This is a genomic window from Kribbella sp. NPDC048915 (assembly GCF_040649595.1).
Lineage (GTDB): Bacteria > Actinomycetota > Actinomycetes > Propionibacteriales > Kribbellaceae > Kribbella.
In genome coordinates this window covers 1-21347 of sequence record NZ_JBEZFT010000095.1, presented here as the reverse complement: position 1 = coordinate 21347, position 21347 = coordinate 1, and the positions used below count along the sequence as shown (strand labels likewise).

The following is a 21347-nucleotide window of genomic DNA, read 5'->3' as shown; positions in this document are numbered from 1 at the left end:
TCGGGATCGTAGCGCCGCTGCCTGCGATGGTCCATACTGAACGCCAACTGAATTGCCGAAAGATCCCATCTATCTCTGACAGTGAGGGCCGCCATGCCGCGCATCACCTCGGTAGAGGTTGTCGATGTCCGCTTCCCGACATCACTGACCCGGGACGGGTCGGACGCGATGAACAAGGACGGCGACTACTCGGCGGCGTACGTCGTCCTGCGCACCGACGACCCCGCGCTGGCCGGTTTCGGGTTCACGTTCACGATCGGCCGCGGCAACGACCTGTGCGTCGCCGCGGCCGAGCAACGGGCCGCACCCCTCGTCGGGCGCAGTGTGGCCGACATCTGCGACGACCTCGGCGGTATCTACCGCGAACTCCAGTCGGACAGTCAGTTGCGCTGGCTCGGTCCGGACAAGGGCGTCATCCATCTCGCCCTCGCCGCGGTGATGAACGCGGTCTGGGATCTGGCCGCCCGCCGGGCCGGCGTACCGCTGTGGCGCTTCCTCGCCGACATGTCACCGGAGCAACTGGTCGCGGCCGCGGATCTGCGTTACCTGTCCGACGTCCTGACGCCCGACCAGGCGATCGCGCTGCTGGCCCGCCAGGAACCGGGCCGAAAGCAACGAATCGAGGAACTGGAGGCCGCCGGCTACCCGTGCTACACGACCTCGGCCGGCTGGCTGGGGTACTCGGATGCCAAGCTCCGCAGGCTGTGCGAAGAAGCCGTTGCCTCCGGCTACAAACATGTGAAGCTCAAGGTGGGCGCCGATCTCACCGACGACATCCGCCGCTGCGGGATCGCCCGAGAGGTGCTCGGTCCGGACGGTCATCTGATGATCGACGCCAATCAGGTCTGGGACGTGCCGGAGGCGATCGAATGGGTCAAGGCACTGGCCGAGTTCGACCCGCTGTGGATCGAGGAGCCGACCAGCCCCGACGACATCCTCGGCCACGCCGCCATCCGCAAGGCGGTCGCGCCGGTCGGGGTCGCCACCGGAGAACACGGGATGAACCGCGTGCTGTTCAAGCAGTTCTTCCAGGCCGGTGCAATCGACTTCTGCCAGCTCGACGCGGCCCGCCTCGGCAGCGTCAACGAAGTACTCGCGGTGTACCTGCTCGCGGCGTCCTTCGACGTACCGGTGTGTCCGCACGCGGGCGGCGTCGGTCTGTGCGAGCTCGTGCAGCACCTCGCGATCTTCGACTACGTCGCGGTGTCGGGCAGTCTCGAGGGCCGCGTGACGGAGTACGTCGACCATCTGCACGAGCATTTCGTCGACCCGTGCGTGGTCCGCAACGGTGCGTACGTGCTGCCGCTCGCCCCCGGTTACAGTGCCGAGATGCACACCGAGTCACTCCACAGGTACCAGTTCCCGACCGGTACGTACTGGACATCGCAGACCACGGCGATCGCGCTCCCATGACCCCCGCGAAGCTCACCGATCAGCCGCGCAGCCGTGGTGTCTCGCAGACCGATGTCGTCGTCCAGGGCATCCGGCAGATGATCGTCGAGGGCCAGTTGCGGCCAGGTGACCGGCTGCCCGTCGAGAAGGACCTCGCGGCCGCTCTCGGGGTCTCCAGGAATCCGCTGCGCGAAGGCGTTCGCGCACTGTCGCTGATGGGCGTCCTGGAGACCCGGCAGGGCGACGGAACCTATGTGACCAAGCTGGATCCGTCGATGCTGCTGGCACCGATGGGCTTCGTGGTCGACCTGCACGACGGCGCCGGCACCCACTTGCACTCGGTCCGGCGGATGCTCGAGACCGAGGCAGCCGGCCACGCGGCCCGGCGGATCGGCACGGACGAACTCGCCGCTGCCGCCGAGCTGCTCCGGCACAACGAGTCCGAACTGTCCCTCGACGAGCCGAACCACGAAACCGTCATCGAGAACGACATCGCCTTCCACCGCATCATCGCGGAGGCCTCCGGCAACCCGGTGCTGGCGGCCCTCATCGACGCACTCGGCGGCCGCACCATGCGCGACCGCCTGCGCCGGTCGATCAGCCAGCCGGGTGCCGACGAGACCGCCCATCGCGAGCATCTGTCGATCCTCGCGGCGCTTACCGCGCACGACCCCGACCGGGCGCGCACCTGGATGTCCGCCCACCTGTTCACGGTCGAGGACTACCTCCTCGAACGCGACGCCGCCGACCGAGAACGAAACGAGACCGCGTGAACCTGCTGCAGTGGAGTACCCCGGACCTGACCCTGACCTTCGCGCTCGACGACGGTCCCGTGCGACTGGTCGCCGTCCGCGACCTGCAGCAACCCGAGCGGCCGGCACCGGAGACGAGTCAGGCGCTGGTCGAGGTCGCGGCCGTCGGGTCGGGCCGCTCGCCCAGTAGTAACCGCCATGTCGAGACCGTGCTCGGTCAACGGCTGCGCTACGTCAGCCACTCGATCAGTGCCGGCATCCTGCGCATCGTTCAGGTGGACCACGACTCCGGACTCCAGGTCACCAGCGTGTTCGAGGCGCGCGCCGGCGTACGGACGTGGTCGGAGGCGTCGCTCGCCGGACCGGGATCGCTCGAGCTGACGTTCCTGTCGTCGCTCGCCGTCGGTCTGCCGTCCGTCGATGCCGAGCTGTACTCCGCAGCGAACAGCTGGATGGCCGAAGGCAGGTGGGCGGTCGAGCGTCTGCGCGCGGGAGCGCTCGCCGACATCGTTTCCGACGGCCATCGCCACGTCGCCCGGACCCGGCACGCGGTGACGAACTTCGGATCGTGGTCCACCGGCGAACGGCTGCCGATCGGTGTTCTCGTCGACCGCTCGTCGCCGTCCGCGCTCGGCTGGCAGATCGAGCACAACGGTCCCTGGCACTACGAGGTCGGCGAGAGCAGGTACGGCGGTTACCTGCTGCTGAGCGGTCCGACCGACCAGGAACACCAGTGGTCCGTGCACCTCACCGAGGACCGGCCGTTCAGGTCGGTGCCGGTGTCGCTCGTCGCCGGGACCGACCGGGACTCGGTGTTCGCCGCACTCACCCGGCAGCGACGTGCGATCCGGCTTCGCCGCCCGGTCGACGACCGGTTGCCGGTCATCTTCAACGACTACATGAACACGCTGCTCGGCGACCCGACAACCGAGAAGCTGCTGCCGCTGATCGATGCGGCAGCCGACGCCGGCGCGGACTACTTCTGCATCGACGCCGGCTGGTACGCCGAGGGCGACTGGTGGAACACCGTCGGCGCCTGGCAGCCCTCGACCACCCGGTTTCCGAACGGACTCGTCGAGGTCACCGACCGGATCCGCGACCGCGGGATGGTCCCCGGTCTCTGGCTCGAGCCCGAGGTCGTCGGCGTCCGCTCGCCGATCGCCGAGTCGCTGCCTGACAGCGCGTTCCTGACCCGGCGCGGTACCCGGGTGGCCGAATCCGGACGGTACCTTCTCGACCTGCGTGACCCGGCCGCCCGCGCGCACCTCGACGGCACGGTCGACCGGCTCGTCGCGGACTTCGGGGTCGGGTTCTTCAAGTTCGACAACAACACGATGACCGGGCCGGGCACCGACAAGGGCGGTACGTCGCTCGGACACGGACTGCTCGAACACAACCGTGCCCTGCTCGACTGGCTCGACGGCCTCCACGAACGTCATCCCGACCTCCTGATCGAGAGCTGCGCCTCGGGTGCGATGCGGATGGACTACGCGATACTGTCCCGGCTGCATCTGCAGTCGTCGTCGGACCAGGAAGATTCGTTGCGCTATGCACCGATCACGGCGGCCGCGCCGGCTGCGTTGCTCCCTGAGCAGGCCGGGCATTGGGCGTACCCGATCACCGGAAGCACCCGCGAGCAGTTCATCTTCGCGATGGTCAACGGCGTACCCGGCCGGCTGTACCTGTCCGGACACTTGAACCGCATGACGCCGTCCGAGCTGGATCTGGTTCGGTCGGCGCTCGCGGCACACCGGGAACTGCTGAAGGACATCGAGTCGCTCGTTCCCAGCTGGCCGTTGGGGTTGCCGGCCTGGGACGACGAGTGGGTCGCGCTCGCGCTGCACGGTGCCGGGGTCAGCTATCTGACCGTGTGGCATCGCGTCGCCGGACCGGCCAGTGTGGAGCTTGCGCTCCCCCGCGGCACGATCACGCCCCACTTCCCCGTCGATGACAGCGACTGGTCATACTCCTGGCGTGGTGACGGCAAACTGACCGTCACCACGACCGTCGCGGAGCCGTCCGCTCGCGTACTCCGGTTGACCAGCTAGTCCGTCAGCGCGGCGGTCAGGCGCTGACGGGTGCGGTAGTAGTGGTCGGGATCGAGGACAGGACGGTTGAACGCGAGTGTTCGGTCCGGGTCGACGATCTCGTGCGCTGCCGCCGTACCGTACCTTTCGCGGACAGCTTGCAGCGCGCGGTGGTCCCACATCGCCTGGGCGAACACACGATGGCGGATCGACGGCCACGGCGTACCGTCCGGCCCGGGGTAGACGATGAACGGGTCACCGGCCGGGAACGCGCCGCCGGCCGACGTGTCCTCGAAGGGGTTCACCCGGCGCAGGGCGTGCCAGGTGTAGTAGAAGTTGAATCCCCAGTGCAGGAAGCCGTCCACGCCGGAGGCGAACAACTGGTGGCCGATGGCCCGGTTACGGGCGGACGGCATCCCGATGAAGCGGTTGGCGACGTCGCGGTCCTGGGAGACGCAGTAGTACACCCACAGGCGTTCGGGGCGCTCGGCCAGGAACGGTTCGACGTGATTGGTCGCGACGACCGGCACCTCGACGGCACCGGAGCTGTAGAACGAGTGCTCGCTGAGGGCGTCGACCACGGTCCAGCCTTTGAGGAGATCGGCGACCACCGCCTTCGCCGCCAGGTAGCTCGCCAGTCCTTCCTCGCCGGACGGCTCGTCGGAGATGTGGAAGACCACGTGCTCGCGGTCCCACTCCTCGTCGAGCACCGCCTGCAGCGCCGGTAGCAGCGCCTCCATCAGTTCCCGGTACCTCGGGTCGGTCGCCGCGACGTCCCAGCCGAACACACGCTTGCCGTCGACAACGATCGCCGGCGTCGCCCGCGCACCCCATTGGGTGAACAGGTGCGCGACCTCCACGCCGGTGATGCCGGTACGGCGGCACACGTCGAGCCAGCGCCGCAGCCGGTCGAAACCGAACCGGTAGCCGTCCTCGGTCGTCGTGATGTCGATCAGCTGGACGACGGTGCGGTACGTGCCGACCGCGGTGTCGAGCGGCGGTGTCCACACGGGCGCGAGCAGCGACGTCGCACCCATCCCGGCGGCGGACGCCATGAAGCGCTCGACGACAGCCCAGTGCTCTTCGCTGAAGACCTCGAGTCCGTAGTGATCCGCAAGCGCGTCGAGATGCATCCAATGACTGGAGACGATGTCGAGCGGCGGTAGCTCGATCCCGGTGATCTCGACGGTCACCGGCGCGCGGTACAAATCGGAACCGTCGGGTGCGGTCACCACGATGGTGAGCTCGTGAACGCCTGCCCGCGCGAGGTCGGCCGTCTTCACGTCGAACCACAGCGCTGCCCAGCTGCCGAAGCGGACCGGCACGCCGCCGTCCGGGATCGGGCGCAGGACGTCCGGGTACAGACCGGGCTCGTCGAACTCGTAGCCGTCGTCATGCCCCGGCAGTGCGACGAACGAGCACGGCACCAGGTCGACGCTCGCCACGGTCACCAGGTCGGCCGCGTCACCTTCGACCCGGACGTGCAATGGGCTCGGGTTGCGGAACGTCGGCTCCATCGGCGGCCGGTACGCGAGCTGGAAGGACGCCGGTTCGCCGAGGAAGGCCTGGAAGCGGGTCTCGGCGGCCACCGGCCGCGGGTCACGGACGGGATGCACCTTCGCCAGCGCATCACACAGCACGAACTCCCACTGCGCGGTCATTGCTGACCACTCCTTCCAGGATTCTGCGTAATTGTGGCACCAATGATGCAGAACCGCGCACCAATGCGCAACGCCCGGTCCACATCCCTGGGCCACCGGGTGCGGGGTGTGTCAGTTCGACAGGACGTGTCCGGCGGCAAGTAGTGCACCTGAGCGTGATTTGCTTCCCGCGTACACCGTCTCAGCGGTGCACTACCTGTCCAGAGTGCACACCGCTGACCGGCCGGTTTCGAGGGCCGAGTGGTGGGGCACCGCGAGGTTGAACAACCTCGAGGAGTAACGCATGGCTATCGTCGTCCCGGCGGACGAGGCCGACCTGATCGGCGTGATCGTGAACGACCATCGATCGGTCGAAGGAGTGCTCGCCGAGCTGATCGCGGGTGGCGGCGAGGCCCGGCACCGGCGGGACCTGGCCGATCACCTGACCACCGAGCTGGTCCGGCACTCGATGGCCGAGGAGCAGTACCTGTTCCCGGCCGCCCGCCGGGCGCTGCCGGACGGTGACCAGGTGGCCGATCGCGAGATCGAGGCGCAGGCCGACGTCGAACGGATCCTCAAGGACCTCGAAGGCGTCGACCCCGACGACCGTGTCTTCGATCGGCTGGTCGGTCGGCTGTACGTGGAAGTACTGGATCACGTGCAGGCGGAGGAACGCGACCTGCTGCCGCGACTGCGCGCGGCGTGCGATCCGCAGGAACTGCGCGAGCTCGGGCGCGAGGTGACGCGGGCGAGCCGATCGGCGCCCACCTGCCCGCATCCCGCGGCGGCGGACGAGACCCCGGCCGATCGGGTACTGCCGGGCGGGACCGGCATGATCGACAGACTGCGCGACGCGATGACCGGATCAGACCACTCATGACCACGGCGCGACCGTGGCCTGGATCCTCTGTGGAATGTGAGCAAGCGATGCATGGTGAAAGCGTGGACGACATCAACAACTCGGACTCGGCCGCGGGTGACCGTTCCGGAGACGAAGCGGCGTCGTCGCCGACTGCCGAGACGTTCGCGCAACTGGCGATGGAGATGCACGATGCGGACGGTCTGGAGGAAACCGTTCAAGCCGTCGTCGACTTCGCGTTGCAGGCGCTGAGCTGCGAGTACGCCGGTGTCGCGCTGCGAACGCGGACCGGACATCCGGAGGTCCCGGCGGTGACCGACCCGGTCGTCGCGGAGATCTACAACCTCCAGATGGCCGGTGCGGAAGGGCCGCTGGTCGAATGCATGCGGTAGCGGTCGAGCGTCTCGGTGCCGGACACGGTCGAAGCGACGCAGTGGCCGGAGTGGTCGAAGAAGGTCCTCGAGCTCGGCGTCCACAGCGTGCTCGACGTACCGCTGTGGGCCGGCGGCGGGACCGTCGGTGTGCTCGGGTTGTACAGCCGCACGGCGAACGCCTTCGGCCCGGACGAAGAGGCGATCGCCTACATCCTCGCCCGGCACGCCGCGGTCGCGGTCGCCACCGCCCGCCGCGAACAGGACCTGACGGTGCGGGTGGACGCCCGCAAACTCGTCGGCCAGGCGATGGGCATCCTGATGGAGCGCTACAACCTCACCGACGACCAAGCCTTCGAGGTCCTCCGCCGCTACTCCCAAGACACCAACACCAAACTTCGCGAAGTAGCCCAGCAACTCATCGACACCCGCCACTGGCCGAAGCTCTGACCTCTCTTCCAGCGCGGGTGACGGTACCTCGCCGCCGATCGCGCCGGCGGCCGAATGCGCCCGGGTACCGGAGGCTCAACGTACTCCGAATGTGAGGCAGATAGGGCCCGCCGGTGACTTACCAACGCGACGACGAGAGTTCCGGCGAGCGGCTCGACCGGCGCTGGAACGAGCTGCTCCAGGAATTGCGGCTCGCCCAGACCGGCACCCAGATTCTCTTCGCCTTCCTGCTGGGCATCGCGTTCCAGAGCCAGTTCCACTCCGCCGACGACTTCACGCACGGCGTCTACGCCGGCACGCTCGTCGCCTCCGCACTGGCGGTCGCACTGTTCCTGGCTCCGGTCGCGGTACACCGATGGCTGTACGGGCAAGGCATGCGCGACCACTTGGTGCGGATCGCGGACCGGCTGGCTCGCGGGGGTATGGCGTTGCTCGTCGCGTCGATGGCCGGCGGCCTGCTGATCGCCCTGGATGTCGTCCTCCCGAGAGGAGTCGCGATCGGGACCGTGGCCGCGATACTGCTGTGGTTCGTGGGGTTGTGGCTCGTGCTCCCGGCGTACGTCCGCACCCAGGACCGCCGGCAGGACCGCCAGCAGGACAGCCAATAGGACAGCCAATAGGACAGCCAGCAGGACAGGGACCGACCGCCGGAACCGACAGCCAGGACAGCCGGGACAGATACAGCGTCTGGAGACAACAGTAGATGGATCGTGCTGGGATACTCGGACGTCTGGGCAAGTTGATCGCTGACGGCGACCCCCGGCAGCGGTTCGTGCTCAGGCTGTGCGAGGCGGGCCGTCGCCTGGTCGGTGCCGAAGGCGGCTCGATCAGCCTCAACAACGACGACGCCGGCGCGCGGATGACCTTGGCTGTCACCGACCAACTCGCGGGCCAGCTCGAGAATCTCCAGGATCTGCTCGGCGAAGGGCCGTGCCGGGAGGCGTACCTGTCCGGCGGGGCGATCGTGACGGACCTCGACGACGCCGTCAGCAGGCTGTGGCCCGAGTTCAGCCGGTCCGTCCTCGAAACCTCGGGCCGGGTGATCATGCACTGCTTCCCGATGCGGGCAGCCGGCCGGCCGTTCGGCGCGTACAGCGTCTACACGCACGCCGAGTTGAGCGAACCCTCCGACGTCGTGCAATTCCTCGCCGACGCGGTCGGTACCGCCGTACTGCACCATGCGTCCGAGTCCGGCGGCGACGACGTCGGCCCGTCGCGGGCGATCGTCTATCAGGCGACCGGCATGGTGGCGGTGCAGCTCCAGGTCACCCCCGACGACGCGTTGGCCATGCTCCGCGCGCACGCCTTCGCCCACGCCACAACACTGGACGACATCGCCGGCCACGTCGTGGCCCGCCGCCTCGACTTCCGCTTCGCCTGACCACCCGCGACGCGGACTCCCAGGGATTGGCGATCGGACCGAACGCGCGCGTCACCCCCACGAAGTCCGTCGTGGGGGTGACGCTGTTGGATGACGCGTGTCCTGCGTCGTTCGATGGGTCGCTCAGGTGAGGTCGCTCAGGTGAACAGGCTGACGCCGCCCGGGCCGACCAGCAGGCCGATGACGATCAGCGCGGCGCCCCACAACATCTGGCCGCGGAACAGCGAGACGATTCCAGAAATGACGAGGATCACGGCGATGATCCACAGAATGAACTCCATGGCCCTTCCCTTTCCGACACCGGGTCCGTACCCGGCAAGTTGACATCCCCGTGTGCTCGTTCGGTGCCCCCGCGATCCGAGCCCAAACCTCACCCCGGCGGCCCTTGACGCGACCTCCGCGCGGACGGTTACGGCAGGTTGCGATCCGGTTCGGTACAGCTCCCGGTACGACGTGCGCACCGCGGAACGCACCGTTTTCGGGGGCCGCTCGACGGACACCTGAACGGCATGCCGATATCGCTGCCGATCGCCTCCGCGCCGGACACCGTCCGCATCCTGCGCGACGTCCTCGGGCCCGCCGTGGCCCAGGGGCCGATCCTGCGCAGACCGCGTGCGGGCGTCCTCGCCGAGCGGCTTCGCGTCGACGACCGCGCCGTACGGTGTGTGCGCCGGCTTCGTCGCCGTTACGGCGACGGGCCTGTCCTGTTCCGCATCCCGGGCCGCACGCTTGCGCTGGTCCTGGCACCGGACGACGTCCACCGACTGCTCGCCGAGACACCGGTACCGTTCGCTGCCGCGACCGGCGAGAAGATCGCGGCGCTCACCCACTTCCAGCCGCACGCGGTGCTGGTGACCAATCCCCCGCTCCGCGCCGGCCGCCGCGAGCTCAACGAGCAAGCGCTCGACAGCCACCAGCCGGTACACCGCTACGGCCATCGGTTCGTCGAGGTGATCCGCGGGGAACTGAACGATCTGTCCGGGACGCTCGGCTGGGACGACTTTCGCGCGATCTGGTCGCGCATCGTCCGCCGCATCGTGCTCGGTGACGGCGCCCGCGACGACGTCGAACTCACCGCCCAGCTCGATCGGCTCCGTGCCGACGCCAACTGGGCGCAATTCGGTCCGAGCCACGACGACCTCCGCGCCCGCTTCCTCGCGTCGATGACACAGTACGTCGACAAGGCCGAGCCGGGGAGCCTCGTCGAAGCGCTCGATCGGCGACCCGAGGCGCTCGATCCAGCGGGGCAGGTACCGCATTGGTTGTTCGCCTTCGACGCCGCGGGCATCGCGCTCTGGCGGCTCCTCGCCGTACTCGGAACGCAGCCGTCCGCACTCAGGACGATCATCTCCGAAGCGCGGCACCCGGAGGCGTCGCCGTTGCTGGCCGAGGCCGGCGCGGCGATCCAGGAGTCGGTCCGACTGTGGCCGACGACGTTGGTCGTGCTGCGTCAGTCGACCGAGGACACCGACTGGCGCGGCCTGTCGGCGCCCGCAGGCACCGAGTTCGTGATCGCAAGCTCGGTGTTCCATCGTGACGACAAGGCCCTCGACTTCGCGGACCGGTTCGAACCGGCCATTTGGCTGGACGGGCGTGCCGACGGCCCCTGGCCGCTGATCCCCTTCAGCGAAGGCCCGGCCGGGTGCCCGGGACGCAACCTCGTGCTGCTCACCACCAGTACGGCGGTCAGCTACCTCGCCGATCGGTACGAGCTCGACGTCGACCCGACCACCCGCACCAAGCTCCGCGGCGCGATGCCGCGGACGTTCAACCACGCGGCGATCCGGATCGGGTTGTGGCCGCAGGCAACCAACTGAGGAGTCGTCGATGGGACAGGTCGTGGTAGTCACCGGAGCCAGCGCGGGAGTCGGGCGCGCGACCGCGGTCGCGTTCGCACGGCGCGGCGCCAAGGTCGCGCTGCTGGCCCGCGGCGAGGCCGGTCTGGACGGCGCCGTCCGGGAGGTGAAAGAGGCCGGCGGGACTCCGCTGGCGATCTCGGTCGACGTCGCCGATCACACCCAGGTCGAGGCTGCGGCGGATCGGATCGAGGCGGAGCTCGGCCCGATCGACGTCTGGGTGAACGTGGCCTTCTCCTCGGTGTTCGCGCCGTTCCTGGAGATCGAGCCGGACGAGTTCCGGCGCGCCACGGAGGTGACCTATCTCGGGTACGTCCACGGAACCCGGGCCGCGTTGCGGCGGATGGAACCGCGTGACCGCGGCACGATCGTGCAGATCGGCTCGGCGCTGGCGTACCGCGGGATTCCGCTGCAGTCGGTGTACTGCGGTGCCAAGCACGCGATCCAGGGATTCCACGACTCGTTGCGGTGCGAGCTGCTCCACGACAAGTCCGGCGTCCGCGTCACGATGGTGCAGCTGCCGGCGGTCAACACTCCGCAGTTCTCGTGGGTACTGTCTAGGCTGCCGAAGCACCCGCAGCCGGTGCCGCCGATCTTCCAGCCGGAAGTCGCCGCGGACGCGATCGTGTACGCCGCGGATCACCCGCGCCGGCGTGAGTACTGGGTAGGTACTCCGACCGCGGTCACGGTGCTCGCCAACAAGTTCGTCCCCGGGCTGCTGGACCACTACCTCGCCCGAACCGGGTACGAGTCGCAACAGGCCGATTTGCCCAACGAACAGGCCGCGAACCTCTGGGCACCGGCGGACGACCGCAGCCGCGACTACGGATCGCACGGCGCGTTCGACGACCGCTCGTCGAGCCGGAGCTTTCAGGTGCTCGCGTCGAGGCACCGCGGCGCACTCGGCATGCTCGCCGCGGGCGCCGCAGCGGCGACCGTGTACCTCGCGCGATCGCGGACGAAGTAGGCGAATGCGATCCGTGATTGCGGGCACCCGAAACAGGTAAGCCACGACGTCGGAGGTGCGTGTGAAGATCGGATACTTCCTGTCCTGCGAGGAGTACACACCGGCGGAGCTGATCGAACAGGCCCGCCTGGCCGAGGAGGCCGGGTTCGACGGCCTGTGGATCAGCGACCACTTTCACCCCTGGAACGACGAGCAGGGTCAGAGCGCGTTCGTCTGGTCGGCGATCGGGGCGATCTCCCAGGTCTGTGAGCTACCGGTGACAACGGCTGTCACCTGTCCGACGGTACGGATCCATCCGGCGGTGATCGCCCAGGCGGCCGCGACCAGTGCGGTGCTGCTGAACGGGCGCTTCCGGCTCGGCGTCGGGACCGGCGAGGCGCTGAACGAGCACATCCTCGGTACGGTCTGGCCGACGGTCGACGTACGGCTGGAGATGCTCGAGGAAGCGGTCGAGATCATGCGCCGGTTGTGGACCGAGGACGGGTTCGTCAGTCATCACGGCAAGCACTACACCGTCGACACCGCGCGGATCTACACCCGGCCGCAGGAACCGTTGCCGATCTACATGTCCGGATTCGGGCCTGAGGCAACGGATGTGGCGGCCCGGATCGCCGACGGGTACATCACCACTTCCCCGGACCCCGAGTTGCTGCAGCGGTTCCGCGACCACGGCGGGCTCGACAAGCCGACCCAGGCCGGATTCAAGGTCAGCTACGCACCCACCGAGGAAGAGGGTGTCGAGCAGGCGCACCGGATCTGGGGCAACTCAGGTCTGCCCGGCGAGCTCGCCCAGGTGCTGCCGTCACCGCGGCACTTCGAACAAGCCAGTCAACTGGTGACGAAGGAGTCGACCGCGCAATCGGTTGCCTGCGGCCCCAAGGCGGAGGCTCACCTGGAGGCGTTCACGCCGTACCTCGAGGCCGGCTTCGACGAGGTGTACGTCGCCAACATGGGCCCGCACAGCGTCGACATGATGAACCTCTACCGCACCGAGGTCCTCCCCGAGCTCCGCCTCCGCAAGGAGAAATCATGACCACCCACCACGCCTGGACCACCGTCGACGTCGCCCCGAACGTTCTGTTCGACCGGCTGTCCGATCTCGACCGCCTGCCCGACTACCTCCCGTGGCTCACGTCGTTGCACCGACGCGGCGCGAGACCCGTCGAGGCGCAGGGACCGGAGGCGCGCCGGCCGCACCAGGCCGTCCACTCCGACGTCGACGTCACCGCCGGCGGTGGGCGTCGGGAGGGCTGGATCGACGTCCTGGACGAGGATCGCATCCTGCGCTGGGAGGTCGCGGGCCCGCACGCCTACCACGGCGAACTGGCGGTCGACTTCGTCGCGGACGGAACATCGAAACTCACCGTCCAACTGGACACCACCGCCGACACGGACATCGACCGGGAGCTCGAACAGGCGCTGTCCGACATCAAAACCTCGTTCGAGCAGGACCCACCCAAGGAGCAGTCATGAGTGCCGATGTCGTCGACCTGATCATGCAGGACCACCGGGAAGTGGAGCGGTTGTTCGACGCGCTGAAGGACGAACCGGAGAAACGTCCCACCCTGCTGCCCGTGCTCACCACCCTGCTGACCGCGCACAGCCGGGCCGAGGAGGCCGAGGTCTACCCGGTCGCGGCCGCCGAGGCCGGTGAGAAGGAAGAGGTGTCGCACAGCCAGCAGGAACACATCGAGGCCGACCTACTGCTCGCCAAGCTCGCTGCGACCGATCCGGAGTCGCCCGACTTCGAGAAGGTCCTGCAGAACCTCGTCGACGCGGTCTCGCACCATGTCGAGGAGGAGGAGACCAAGGTGCTCCCCGGCCTGCGTTCGAACCTGTCCGACGAGCGCCGTGCCGAACTCGGCGAGGCCTTCGCCGCCAGCCGCAAACAGCACCTCGGCGAGCAGCCGGGCGACATGACCCGCGAGCAACTCGCCAAGCAGGCGGCCAACGCGGACATCTCCGGTACGTCGGGTCTGTCCAAGGACGAACTGAAGAAGAAGGTGGAGGCGCACGCCGACGAGTAGTTCCGGAGTGCGCGATCCGGACGTGGTGGTCGCGAACTCCGGTCCGGTCCAGTGCGCCGTGGACCGCGGCGGGGTTCGACGTCAGCACCGGTAGCCCGGCGCCCATCGACTGCTGTCGGTAGTCGTTCGGGACAGTCCGTAGTCACCCCGGTTCGTTGGCAGGAATTGCGTAGCCAACGGGCCGGTGGGCGGGCGTAGTGTCTGCAGGGAGTGCATCCGTGCGGAGGGGGACGGACCGTGAGCGAACCAGCGACTCGATCGCAGTATCCCGACCACATCGACGCCGCCGTACTGAAGGTCGCGGGCGTCGTCGTGCTGGGCGCGATCATGTCGATCCTCGACATCACCGTGGTCAACGTCGCGCTGCCGACGTTCCAGGACGAGTTCGGGACACCGGGCGATCCCGTCCCGTACTCCACCGTCGCCTGGACGGTCACGGCGTACACGCTGGCGCTGGCGACGGTCATCCCGCTGACCGGATGGGCGGCCGACCGGTTCGGCACCAAGCGGCTGTACATGGCGGCGATCTTCCTGTTCACCGCCGGGTCCGCGTTGTGCGCGACGGCGACCGGTATCAACACGCTGATCGCGTTCCGGGTCCTGCAGGGTCTCGGCGGCGGCATGCTGATGCCGCTCGGGATGACGATCATGACGCGGGCCGCGGGGCCGCACCGGATGGGCCGGTTGATGGCCATCCTCGGTGTGCCGATGCTGCTCGGGCCGATTCTCGGACCGATCCTCGGCGGCTGGCTGATCGAGGTGGCGAGCTGGCACTGGATCTTCCTGATCAACGTCCCGCTCGGCCTGATCGCGCTGGTCTACGCCTGGTTCGCGCTGGCGAAGGACACGCCGCACCGCTCCGAGTCGCTCGACCTGCTCGGTGTCCTGCTGATGTCGCCGGGCCTGGCGCTGTTCCTGTTCGGCATCTCGTCGCTGCCGATGGAGAACGGCGATTTCGGTGCGCCGCGGGTCTGGGTGTCGATCCTGATCGGCCTGGTGCTGATGGGTGCGTTCGTCTGGCATTCGTTCCGTCCCGAGCATCCGCTGCTCGATCTACGGTTGCTCCGCAACCGCAACCTCACGGTGTCGATCATCACGATGTTCCTGTTCGCGGCCGCGTTCTTCGGCGGCCTGCTGCTGGTGCCGACGTACTTCCAGCAGATCCGCGGCGAGTCGACCCTCGATGCCGGCCTGCTGGTCGCGCCGCAGGGCCTGGGCGCGATGGTCACGATGCCGATCGCCGGGCGGCTGGTCGACAAGGTGCCGGTCGGGCGGATCGTGCCGTTCGGGATCGCGCTGATCATCGTCGGCATGTTCGGGTTGACGCAGCTGACCGCGACCACGCCGTACGGCCTGATCATTGTGATGCTGGTCGTGATGGGCTTCGGGATGGGCGGCACGATGATGCCGCTGTTCACGACGGCGCTGCGGACCTTGTCCGGACCGCAGGTCGCGCGCGGCTCGACGCTGCTCAACATCACCCAGCAGGTCGCGTCCTCGTGCGGTGTCGCGACGATGTCGGTCATCCTGACCAACCACCTCAACGACTCGCCGATCATCCCCGGCACCCAGCAGATCCCCGGTCTGGACGGCGGGCTCCGCGAGACGCAGGCGGCGATCCTCGAGAACACCCGGCCGGAGTCCATCGCACCGCTCAACCTGGATCCGGCCGCCCTGGCGCGAGGGCTGGTCGACGCGGCGAGTTCGTTCGCCCAGACCTACTGGGTGGCGTGGGTGCTGGTCGTGCTGACTTTGATCCCGGCGCTGCTCCTCCCCCGCAAACGCGAGGAAACCCACCTCACCGACGACGCCGCGGTCATCGAGTAGCCGGCGCCACCTCGCGGGTCACGACCCACCGGTGCGGCGCGATCTGCCGCGTGCGAGCGAACCCGTGGCTCTCGAAGGCGGCCATCGGCCCGGTGTGCAGGAACGACCCGGACACCGTGCGGTCATCGGTCTCCTCGGGGTAGCCCTCGACGACACCGCCGCCGGCTGCCGCGATCGCCTCGAGCGCCCCGCCGAGCGCGGCCTGGGCGACGCCCCGCTTGCGCAGACCTTTCCCGGTGAAGAAGCAGGTGATCCGCCAGTCCGGGAGCGCGGTCAGCTCCTTCTCGTAGCGGCGCCGGCTTTTGACCTCCGGCAGTTCGTCCGGGGAACCGTACTGACACCACCCGAGGCATCGATCGCCGTCGAAGACCAGCGCAGCGTGCGTACGGCGCTCGCGCACCAACTGCTCCTTCTCCGCGCGGTTCTGTTCCGCCGTCCGGTCCTGGCCGAGTTTGACGTGGAAGCCCATGCACCAGCAGCCGCCCCAGACCCCGTTGTTCGCCTCGACCAGCTCCGCGAAGGCCGGCCAGGTCTGGGGCATCAACGGTCGCACCGTGAAGCCCATATCGCCTACCGTAAAGGAGATCCGGTATTTTGTCGGTGCTCCCGGCTAGGGTTCTGCCGTGGACATTGGGGAGCGGATCCAGGACCTTGCCGATCGGATCGTCGTACTGCGCGACGCGTACTACCGCGGTTCGCCGACGGTCGCCGACGCGGAGTACGACGCCATCGAGGACGAGCTGCGTGCGCTCATCGAGGCCAACCCGGAGCTGACCCCCGACCCGAATCCGCTCGACCAGGTCGGTGCGCCCGCGGTGCTGCACGCCCCGGTCCGGCATTCGCGCCCGATGCTGTCGCTGGAGAAGGCGACCCGTCCCGAGCAGGTCGAGGCGTTCTTCGCCCGCTTCCCCGGCCAGTCGGTGGTCGTGATGCCGAAGCTGGACGGCCTGTCCCTCGCCCTGGTGTACGAGAACGGCCGGCTCGCCCGCGCGGTCACCCGGGGCGACGGCACCACCGGCGACGACGTGACCCCGCTCGTGAAGGCGCTCACCGACGGCGTCCCCGATCGGCTCGCCGGGCCGGATCGGGTCGAGGTCCGCGGTGAGGCGGTGATGCTGCGGTCCACCTTCGCCGCCTACAACGCCGCGCACCCGGACAAGCCGCTGATCAACCCGCGCAATGCCGCGGCCGGGACGCTGCGCGCCAAGGATCCGGCGACCGTGGCGGAGCGGCGGCTCCAGTTCCTCGCGTTCGACCTGCTGAGCGAGCTCGACGACGCCAACGCCGACCTCGAGCGCGCGCTCCAGGAGATGGGGTTCACTGTCGCCGACATGCGGCACTGCGACGACGCCGCCGCGGCGCAGGCGGTGATCACGACGATCGAGCAGCAGCGCAACGAGCTGGATTACGACCTCGACGGCGCCGTCCTGCGACTCGCCGACCGTGCCGCGTTCGCCGCGGCCGGCACCCGGTCCAACTCGCCACGCGGCGCGCTGGCGTTCAAGTTCGCCGCCGAGGAGAAGACCACGCTGCTCGCGGACGTGGTGTGGGACGTCGGCAAGACCGGCAAGATCGCCCCGGTCGCCTGGCTGGAGCCGGTGTTCGTCGGTGGTACGACGGTCACCCGGGCGACGCTCGCCAACCAGGAGGTGATCCGCGCCCGCGACATCAAGATCGGCGACACGGTGCTGGTCCGCCGTGCCGGTGACGTGATCCCGTTCGTGGCCGGCGTCCTCGACGCCTCGAAGCGCACCGGCCAGGAGCGCGACATCGTCCCGCCGAGCAGGTGCCCGTCCTGCGACCAGCCGCTGATCGAGCAGGGCAACAGCCGCGAGCTGTTCTGCACCAACGTCTCCTGCCCGGCGCAGACCGTACGACGCCTGATCCACTGGGCGTCCCGCGCGGCGGCCGACATCGACGCGATCGGCGGCGTGTGGATCGAGCGCCTGGCCGAGGCGGGCATCTTGGAGAATCCGTCGGACTTCTACTCGCTGACCGCCGAGCGGCTGCTCGAGTTCGACCGGATCGGCGAGATCTCGGCCGCCCGGATGATCGAGTCGATCGACGCGAGCCGGCAGGTCGGCCTGCGTCGCGCACTGATCGGCCTCGCGATCCCGATGGCCTCGGAGGGCACGGCCGCCAGATTGTGCCGCGCCGGATTCGGCTCGTTGGAGGAGGTCGCGGACGCCGGCGTCGACGGGCTCGTCGCCGTCGACGACATCGGCCCGAAGGTCGCGGCGTCGCTGATCGAGCACCTGACCCGGCTGCGGCCCGAGCTCGAGCGGCTCCGTGCGGCCGGGGTCTGTTTGGACGTCCGCGAGGAGGACCTGCCGCCGGTGGTCGCGGCCGGTGCACCGCTGGCCGGGAAGACCATCGTTGTCACGGGCGCGATCAGCGACCCCCGGACCGGTGAGAAGGTTGCCCGGCCCGCCTTCCAGCGGCTGTGCGAGAAAGCCGGCGCGACCATCGCGTCGTCGGTATCGGCCAGCACGGACCTGCTGATCACGGGTGCGGACGTCGGCGCGTCGAAGCTGACCAAGGCGGACAAGCTCGGCGTCGCCGTCGTCGACCAGTCGGAGATTTGGCAGCAACTCGAAGCGGCCGACCTGCTGCGATGACAACGGTGTCCAGTTCCTGACGCCGTACTGGCGCCCAGCCCCGCGATGGGGGAAGGGTGGACGTATGACGACCAGCAAGGACGACGAGCTCACCGGCTTCCAGGAGCGCGCGCCGTACGAGGAATCGATCGATCTGCGGACCGACTTCGTCATGGTCTACGGGCTCGACGACTCCACACCGGAGCGCATCGATCGTTGGCGCGCGGCGGGGTACCGCGTGCACCTGATGACGGGCATCTCCTGGGGGACGTACCAGGACTACCTCGACGGTCGCTGGGACGGAGGCGATCACTGGGCCGACGCGCAGACGGCCGGCGACGGTTCACCGATCCTGCACGGCAAGAGCGCGGACATCCCGTACATGGTGCCGACGTTCGCCTTCACCGAGTACCTGCTGGAGAAGCTCCGCCCGATCATCGCGCTCGGCGTGGAGGGGATCCACCTCGAGGAGCCGGAGTTCTGGGCGCGGGCCGGATACTCCGAGTCGTTCAAGCGCGAGTGGCAGGCGTACTTCAACGAGCCGTGGCAGCCGCCGCACAGCACGCCCGAAGCGCACTTCCGGTCGGGCCAGCTGAAGCAGCACCTGCTGTCACGCAGCCTCGACCGCGTTACCTCGGTCCTCCGCGACGAAGCGCTGCAGCAGGGCCGGCAGGTGCGGTTCTACGTACCCACCCACAGCCTGCTGAACTACACCCAGTGGCAGATCATCAGTCCCGAATCCCGGCTGCGCACGCTGCCCTCGATCGACGGCGCGATCGCGCAGGTGTGGACCGGTACGTCGCGCACGCCCAACGTGTACGCCGGGAAGGTCGCGGAACGTACCTTCGAGACGGCCTACCTGGAGTACGGCATCGCGCAGGACCTGACCCGCGGCACCGACCGGCGGATGTGGTTCCTGCACGACCCGATCGAGGACCACCCGGATCGCACCTGGGAGGACTACCTCGCGAACTACCAGCGCACCCTCGTCGCGTCGCTGCTGCATCCGGGCGTCGCGCGGTACGAGGTCGCGCCATGGCCGCACCGCATCTTCAACCGCCCGTACCTGCGGGAGGGGACCTCGGAACGCTCGCTGATCCCGGCTGACACCGCAACCAGCTACCTGATCGCGATGAACAGCCTGCGTGACCTCGACCAGCCCGATGTTCAATGGGCGCACGAGGGGCCGCGGATCGGGGTCGCGCTGTCCGACACGGCGATGTTCCAGCGCTGGGCGCCGGGTGGTGAGAGTGGGCACTACGACGGGCTGCAGGACGCATTGGCGCTGGAGGGGCGCAACCAGCTGCACTTCTCCGACTTCTACGGTCTGGCATTGCCTCCGCTGTACGAAGGTCAGCGTGTCTGTCCGGTGCAGCTGGAGAACCTCATCGACACCCCGGACGCGTTGGACGATGTCGACGTACTGGTGCTCAGCTACGAGTTCCAGAAGCCGTTGGCGCCGGGGATCCACTACGCGCTGGCCGGGTGGGTCAGCCGCGGCGGCAACCTGCTGTACGTCGGCGACGACGCGGACCCGTACCACGAGATCCGCTCCTGGTGGACCGGACGGTACGAGACGTGTGCCGATCACCTGGCCGAGGCGCTCGGGGTCGACCGCAAACGGGACGACATCCAGCCGGTTGGTGCAGGACGGGTGCAGTTCGTCGCCGCACGGCCCGCCGACTTCACCGAGTCGCCCGACCGGGCCGCCGAGTTGGTCGCCGCGATCCGGTCGCTGTCCGAGGCAGGCGGGCACGGGTGGCAGTCGACCAACTGGCTTTCGGTGCGACGTGGCCCTTACCTCATCGGCGCTGTGCTCGAGGAAGCCGGCGGTTCGCAGGTTGTCGAGGGCAACTACGTCGATCTGCTCGATCCGCGGCTGCCGCTGGTGCGCCGTCGCGAGCTCGGCCCCGGAGAGCTGGCGTGGCTGCGGGACCTCTCGTATGACGATGCGGTTCTGCTCGCGTCCGCCGGCCGTGTGGTCGATTGGCAACAGGACGACGCCGGGTTGCGCTTCTCCTGCGAGGCACCGCGGGGCGTGCAGGTCACAACCGCACTTCGCCTGCCGTCAGAGCCTGCTCGGGTGGACGGCGCCACCGAGACCCAGTACGAGGACGGCGTGCTGTGGCTCCACCACGCCGGCGATCCCGCCGGAACACACGTGGAACTCACCTTCTGATCACTGTGCCATGGACCGCTGGCGACCGCCCACATCGATCAGGTCAGGATGGCCACCCGGCTGACCGCTGAGTTGAGCCGTGGTTCGGTCCGTGTGACTGTTACCCCCGGGGGTTTTCCGGTTCTTGGGCTGATCCATGGGTGGGTCTGAGCGACCGAGTCGGTGCCCACGCTGTACGACCGCGCGCGTCCCCAGGAGCCGAGGCCCTCCGAGCCTCCGACCGGGGACCGCGAACACTCACCCGGGACGGTGCACCTCGTCCCGGGACCGTGCACACCATCCCGGGACCCTGCACAACCGGCCGGGACCCTGGACACCCGCCCGGGACCCTGGACACCCGCCCGGGACCCTGCACCCCCACCCGGGACCCTGCACCCCCACCCGCGACCCTGCACCCCCACCCGCGACCCTGCACCCCCACCCGCGACCCTGCACCCCCACCCGCGACCCTGCACCCCCACCCGCGACCCTGCACCCCATCCCGGGACCTTGAACAAGCAATAACCACTCCACACCCACCACAACCTGTCCAAACCCCCGACTTCAGCCCGCACCACGACCGACGCAGCCAACCTCATACGAACGGATAACCCTGCCAGTTGGGGGTTCTCAGCTGGTATACCGACGAAGGACCCCCAACACGCGCGGTTATCCACTCGTATGCCGTCCCGCGGATCAGCCGTCGGTGGATCAGCCGGGCGGTGGTCTGGTTGGCGGTGTTCGGCACGCGGTGACGGTGCGCCGCGGTGCCGCGGTGCCGCGGTGCCGCGAGGTGCCGTGGTGGCGTGGCGTGGCGTCGCGTGGTGGCGTGGCGTGGTGGCGTGGCGTGGCGTGGTGGCGTGGCGTGGCGTGGGGGCGTGGCGTGGCGTGGGGTGGGGTGATGGTGCGGTGTGGTCGTAAGGGGTTTCCGGGTTTCCGCCGCACGGTGGGTTCACCCACCGTGTTGTGGGTTCCACACCCTTCACACGGGTCAGGAACCCACAACACCATGGGTGAACCCACCCCGCGGGGACGCGCGCCGT

At 68.8% G+C, this 21347-nt stretch carries 19 protein-coding genes; 16 read left to right on the top strand and 3 right to left on the bottom strand.

From position 1 onward, the window contains the following. The first annotated feature begins 93 nt into the window (after positions 1-93). From AB0B82_RS31190 to AB0B82_RS31180, 3 genes are read left to right on the top strand one after another with little or no spacing between them, the layout of a single operon-like run. Positions 94-1413: an L-fuconate dehydratase gene (locus AB0B82_RS31190; RefSeq protein WP_360176644.1), complete on the top strand. Its 1320-nt coding sequence runs from the start codon at positions 94-96 to the stop codon at positions 1411-1413. Next, positions 1410-2165: a FadR/GntR family transcriptional regulator gene (locus AB0B82_RS31185; protein WP_360176641.1), complete on the top strand. Its 756-nt coding sequence runs from the start codon at positions 1410-1412 to the stop codon at positions 2163-2165. Before AB0B82_RS31190 ends, AB0B82_RS31185 begins: the two co-directional genes overlap by 4 nt. Further along, entirely contained in the window at positions 2162-4192 is a 2031-nt protein-coding gene (locus AB0B82_RS31180; protein WP_360176638.1) for an alpha-galactosidase, read from the top strand. The genes AB0B82_RS31185 and AB0B82_RS31180 overlap by 4 nt, the downstream gene beginning before the upstream one ends. Here AB0B82_RS31180 and AB0B82_RS31175 read toward each other — a convergent pair. Next, positions 4189-5832 carry a DUF4091 domain-containing protein gene (locus AB0B82_RS31175; protein ID WP_360176635.1) on the bottom strand — a complete coding sequence of 548 codons (1644 nt, stop codon included), beginning with the start codon at positions 5830-5832 and terminating at the stop codon, positions 4189-4191. The genes AB0B82_RS31180 and AB0B82_RS31175 overlap by 4 nt on opposite strands. Before the next feature lie 283 nt (positions 5833-6115). Here AB0B82_RS31175 and AB0B82_RS31170 point away from each other — a divergent pair, with 283 nt between their 5' ends. From AB0B82_RS31170 to AB0B82_RS31150, 5 genes are all read left to right on the top strand, one after another. Beyond that, entirely contained in the window at positions 6116-6691 is a 576-nt protein-coding gene (locus tag AB0B82_RS31170) for a hemerythrin domain-containing protein (RefSeq protein ID WP_360176632.1), read from the top strand. Between the two features lie 62 nt (positions 6692-6753). Continuing rightward, on the top strand, positions 6754-7062 hold the full coding sequence (locus tag AB0B82_RS31165; protein ID WP_360176629.1) for a hypothetical protein: 309 nt from the start codon (positions 6754-6756) through the stop codon (positions 7060-7062). A gap of 15 nt (positions 7063-7077) precedes the next feature. After that, positions 7078-7491 (top strand): ANTAR domain-containing protein, encoded by a 414-nt coding sequence (locus AB0B82_RS31160; RefSeq protein WP_360176626.1) that lies wholly within the window; start codon positions 7078-7080, stop codon positions 7489-7491. 113 nt (positions 7492-7604) lie between these two features. Then, entirely contained in the window at positions 7605-8099 is a 495-nt protein-coding gene (locus AB0B82_RS31155) for a DUF6328 family protein (RefSeq protein WP_360176623.1), read from the top strand. A gap of 95 nt (positions 8100-8194) precedes the next feature. Then, complete coding sequence (locus AB0B82_RS31150; protein ID WP_360176620.1) at positions 8195-8872, top strand: ANTAR domain-containing protein; 678 nt, start codon at positions 8195-8197, stop codon at positions 8870-8872. Positions 8873-9009: 137 nt separating this feature from the next. Here AB0B82_RS31150 and AB0B82_RS31145 read toward each other — a convergent pair whose 3' ends face one another. Further along, the gene (locus AB0B82_RS31145) at positions 9010-9153 is read right to left on the bottom strand and encodes a GPGG-motif small membrane protein (protein WP_360176617.1); all 144 of its coding nucleotides are present in this window, start codon (positions 9151-9153) and stop codon (positions 9010-9012) included. Between the two features lie 228 nt (positions 9154-9381). Here AB0B82_RS31145 and AB0B82_RS31140 point away from each other — a divergent pair, with 228 nt between their 5' ends. From AB0B82_RS31140 to AB0B82_RS31115, 6 genes are all read left to right on the top strand, one after another. Continuing rightward, entirely contained in the window at positions 9382-10689 is a 1308-nt protein-coding gene (locus AB0B82_RS31140; RefSeq protein WP_360176614.1) for a cytochrome P450, read from the top strand. Between the two features lie 10 nt (positions 10690-10699). Next, the gene (locus tag AB0B82_RS31135) at positions 10700-11695 is read left to right on the top strand and encodes an SDR family oxidoreductase (protein ID WP_360176611.1); all 996 of its coding nucleotides are present in this window, start codon (positions 10700-10702) and stop codon (positions 11693-11695) included. 61 nt (positions 11696-11756) lie between these two features. Beyond that, positions 11757-12728, top strand: coding sequence for a TIGR03557 family F420-dependent LLM class oxidoreductase (locus AB0B82_RS31130; protein WP_360176608.1), 972 nt, complete (start codon positions 11757-11759; stop codon positions 12726-12728). Then, a complete protein-coding gene (locus AB0B82_RS31125) occupies positions 12725-13168 on the top strand; it encodes an SRPBCC family protein (protein ID WP_360176605.1) in 444 nt (147 codons plus the stop codon). The genes AB0B82_RS31130 and AB0B82_RS31125 overlap by 4 nt, the downstream gene beginning before the upstream one ends. Beyond that, positions 13165-13722, top strand: coding sequence for a hemerythrin domain-containing protein (locus AB0B82_RS31120; protein ID WP_360176602.1), 558 nt, complete (start codon positions 13165-13167; stop codon positions 13720-13722). Before AB0B82_RS31125 ends, AB0B82_RS31120 begins: the two co-directional genes overlap by 4 nt. Before the next feature lie 237 nt (positions 13723-13959). Continuing rightward, complete coding sequence (locus AB0B82_RS31115; RefSeq protein ID WP_360176599.1) at positions 13960-15549, top strand: DHA2 family efflux MFS transporter permease subunit; 1590 nt, start codon at positions 13960-13962, stop codon at positions 15547-15549. On the opposite strand, the gene AB0B82_RS31110 is transcribed toward AB0B82_RS31115, so the two are convergent. Next, complete coding sequence (locus AB0B82_RS31110; RefSeq protein WP_360176596.1) at positions 15539-16114, bottom strand: GNAT family N-acetyltransferase; 576 nt, start codon at positions 16112-16114, stop codon at positions 15539-15541. The two genes, AB0B82_RS31115 and AB0B82_RS31110, sit on opposite strands and share 11 nt — an antisense overlap. A 58-nt stretch (positions 16115-16172) precedes the next feature. On the opposite strand from AB0B82_RS31110, the gene ligA reads away from it, so the two are divergent. Then, entirely contained in the window at positions 16173-18167 is a 1995-nt protein-coding gene (gene ligA / locus AB0B82_RS31105; RefSeq protein ID WP_360176593.1) for an NAD-dependent DNA ligase LigA, read from the top strand. Between the two features lie 64 nt (positions 18168-18231). Further along, the gene (locus AB0B82_RS31100; RefSeq protein WP_360176590.1) at positions 18232-20325 is read left to right on the top strand and encodes a hypothetical protein; all 2094 of its coding nucleotides are present in this window, start codon (positions 18232-18234) and stop codon (positions 20323-20325) included. Positions 20326-21347: the final 1022 nt, after the last annotated feature.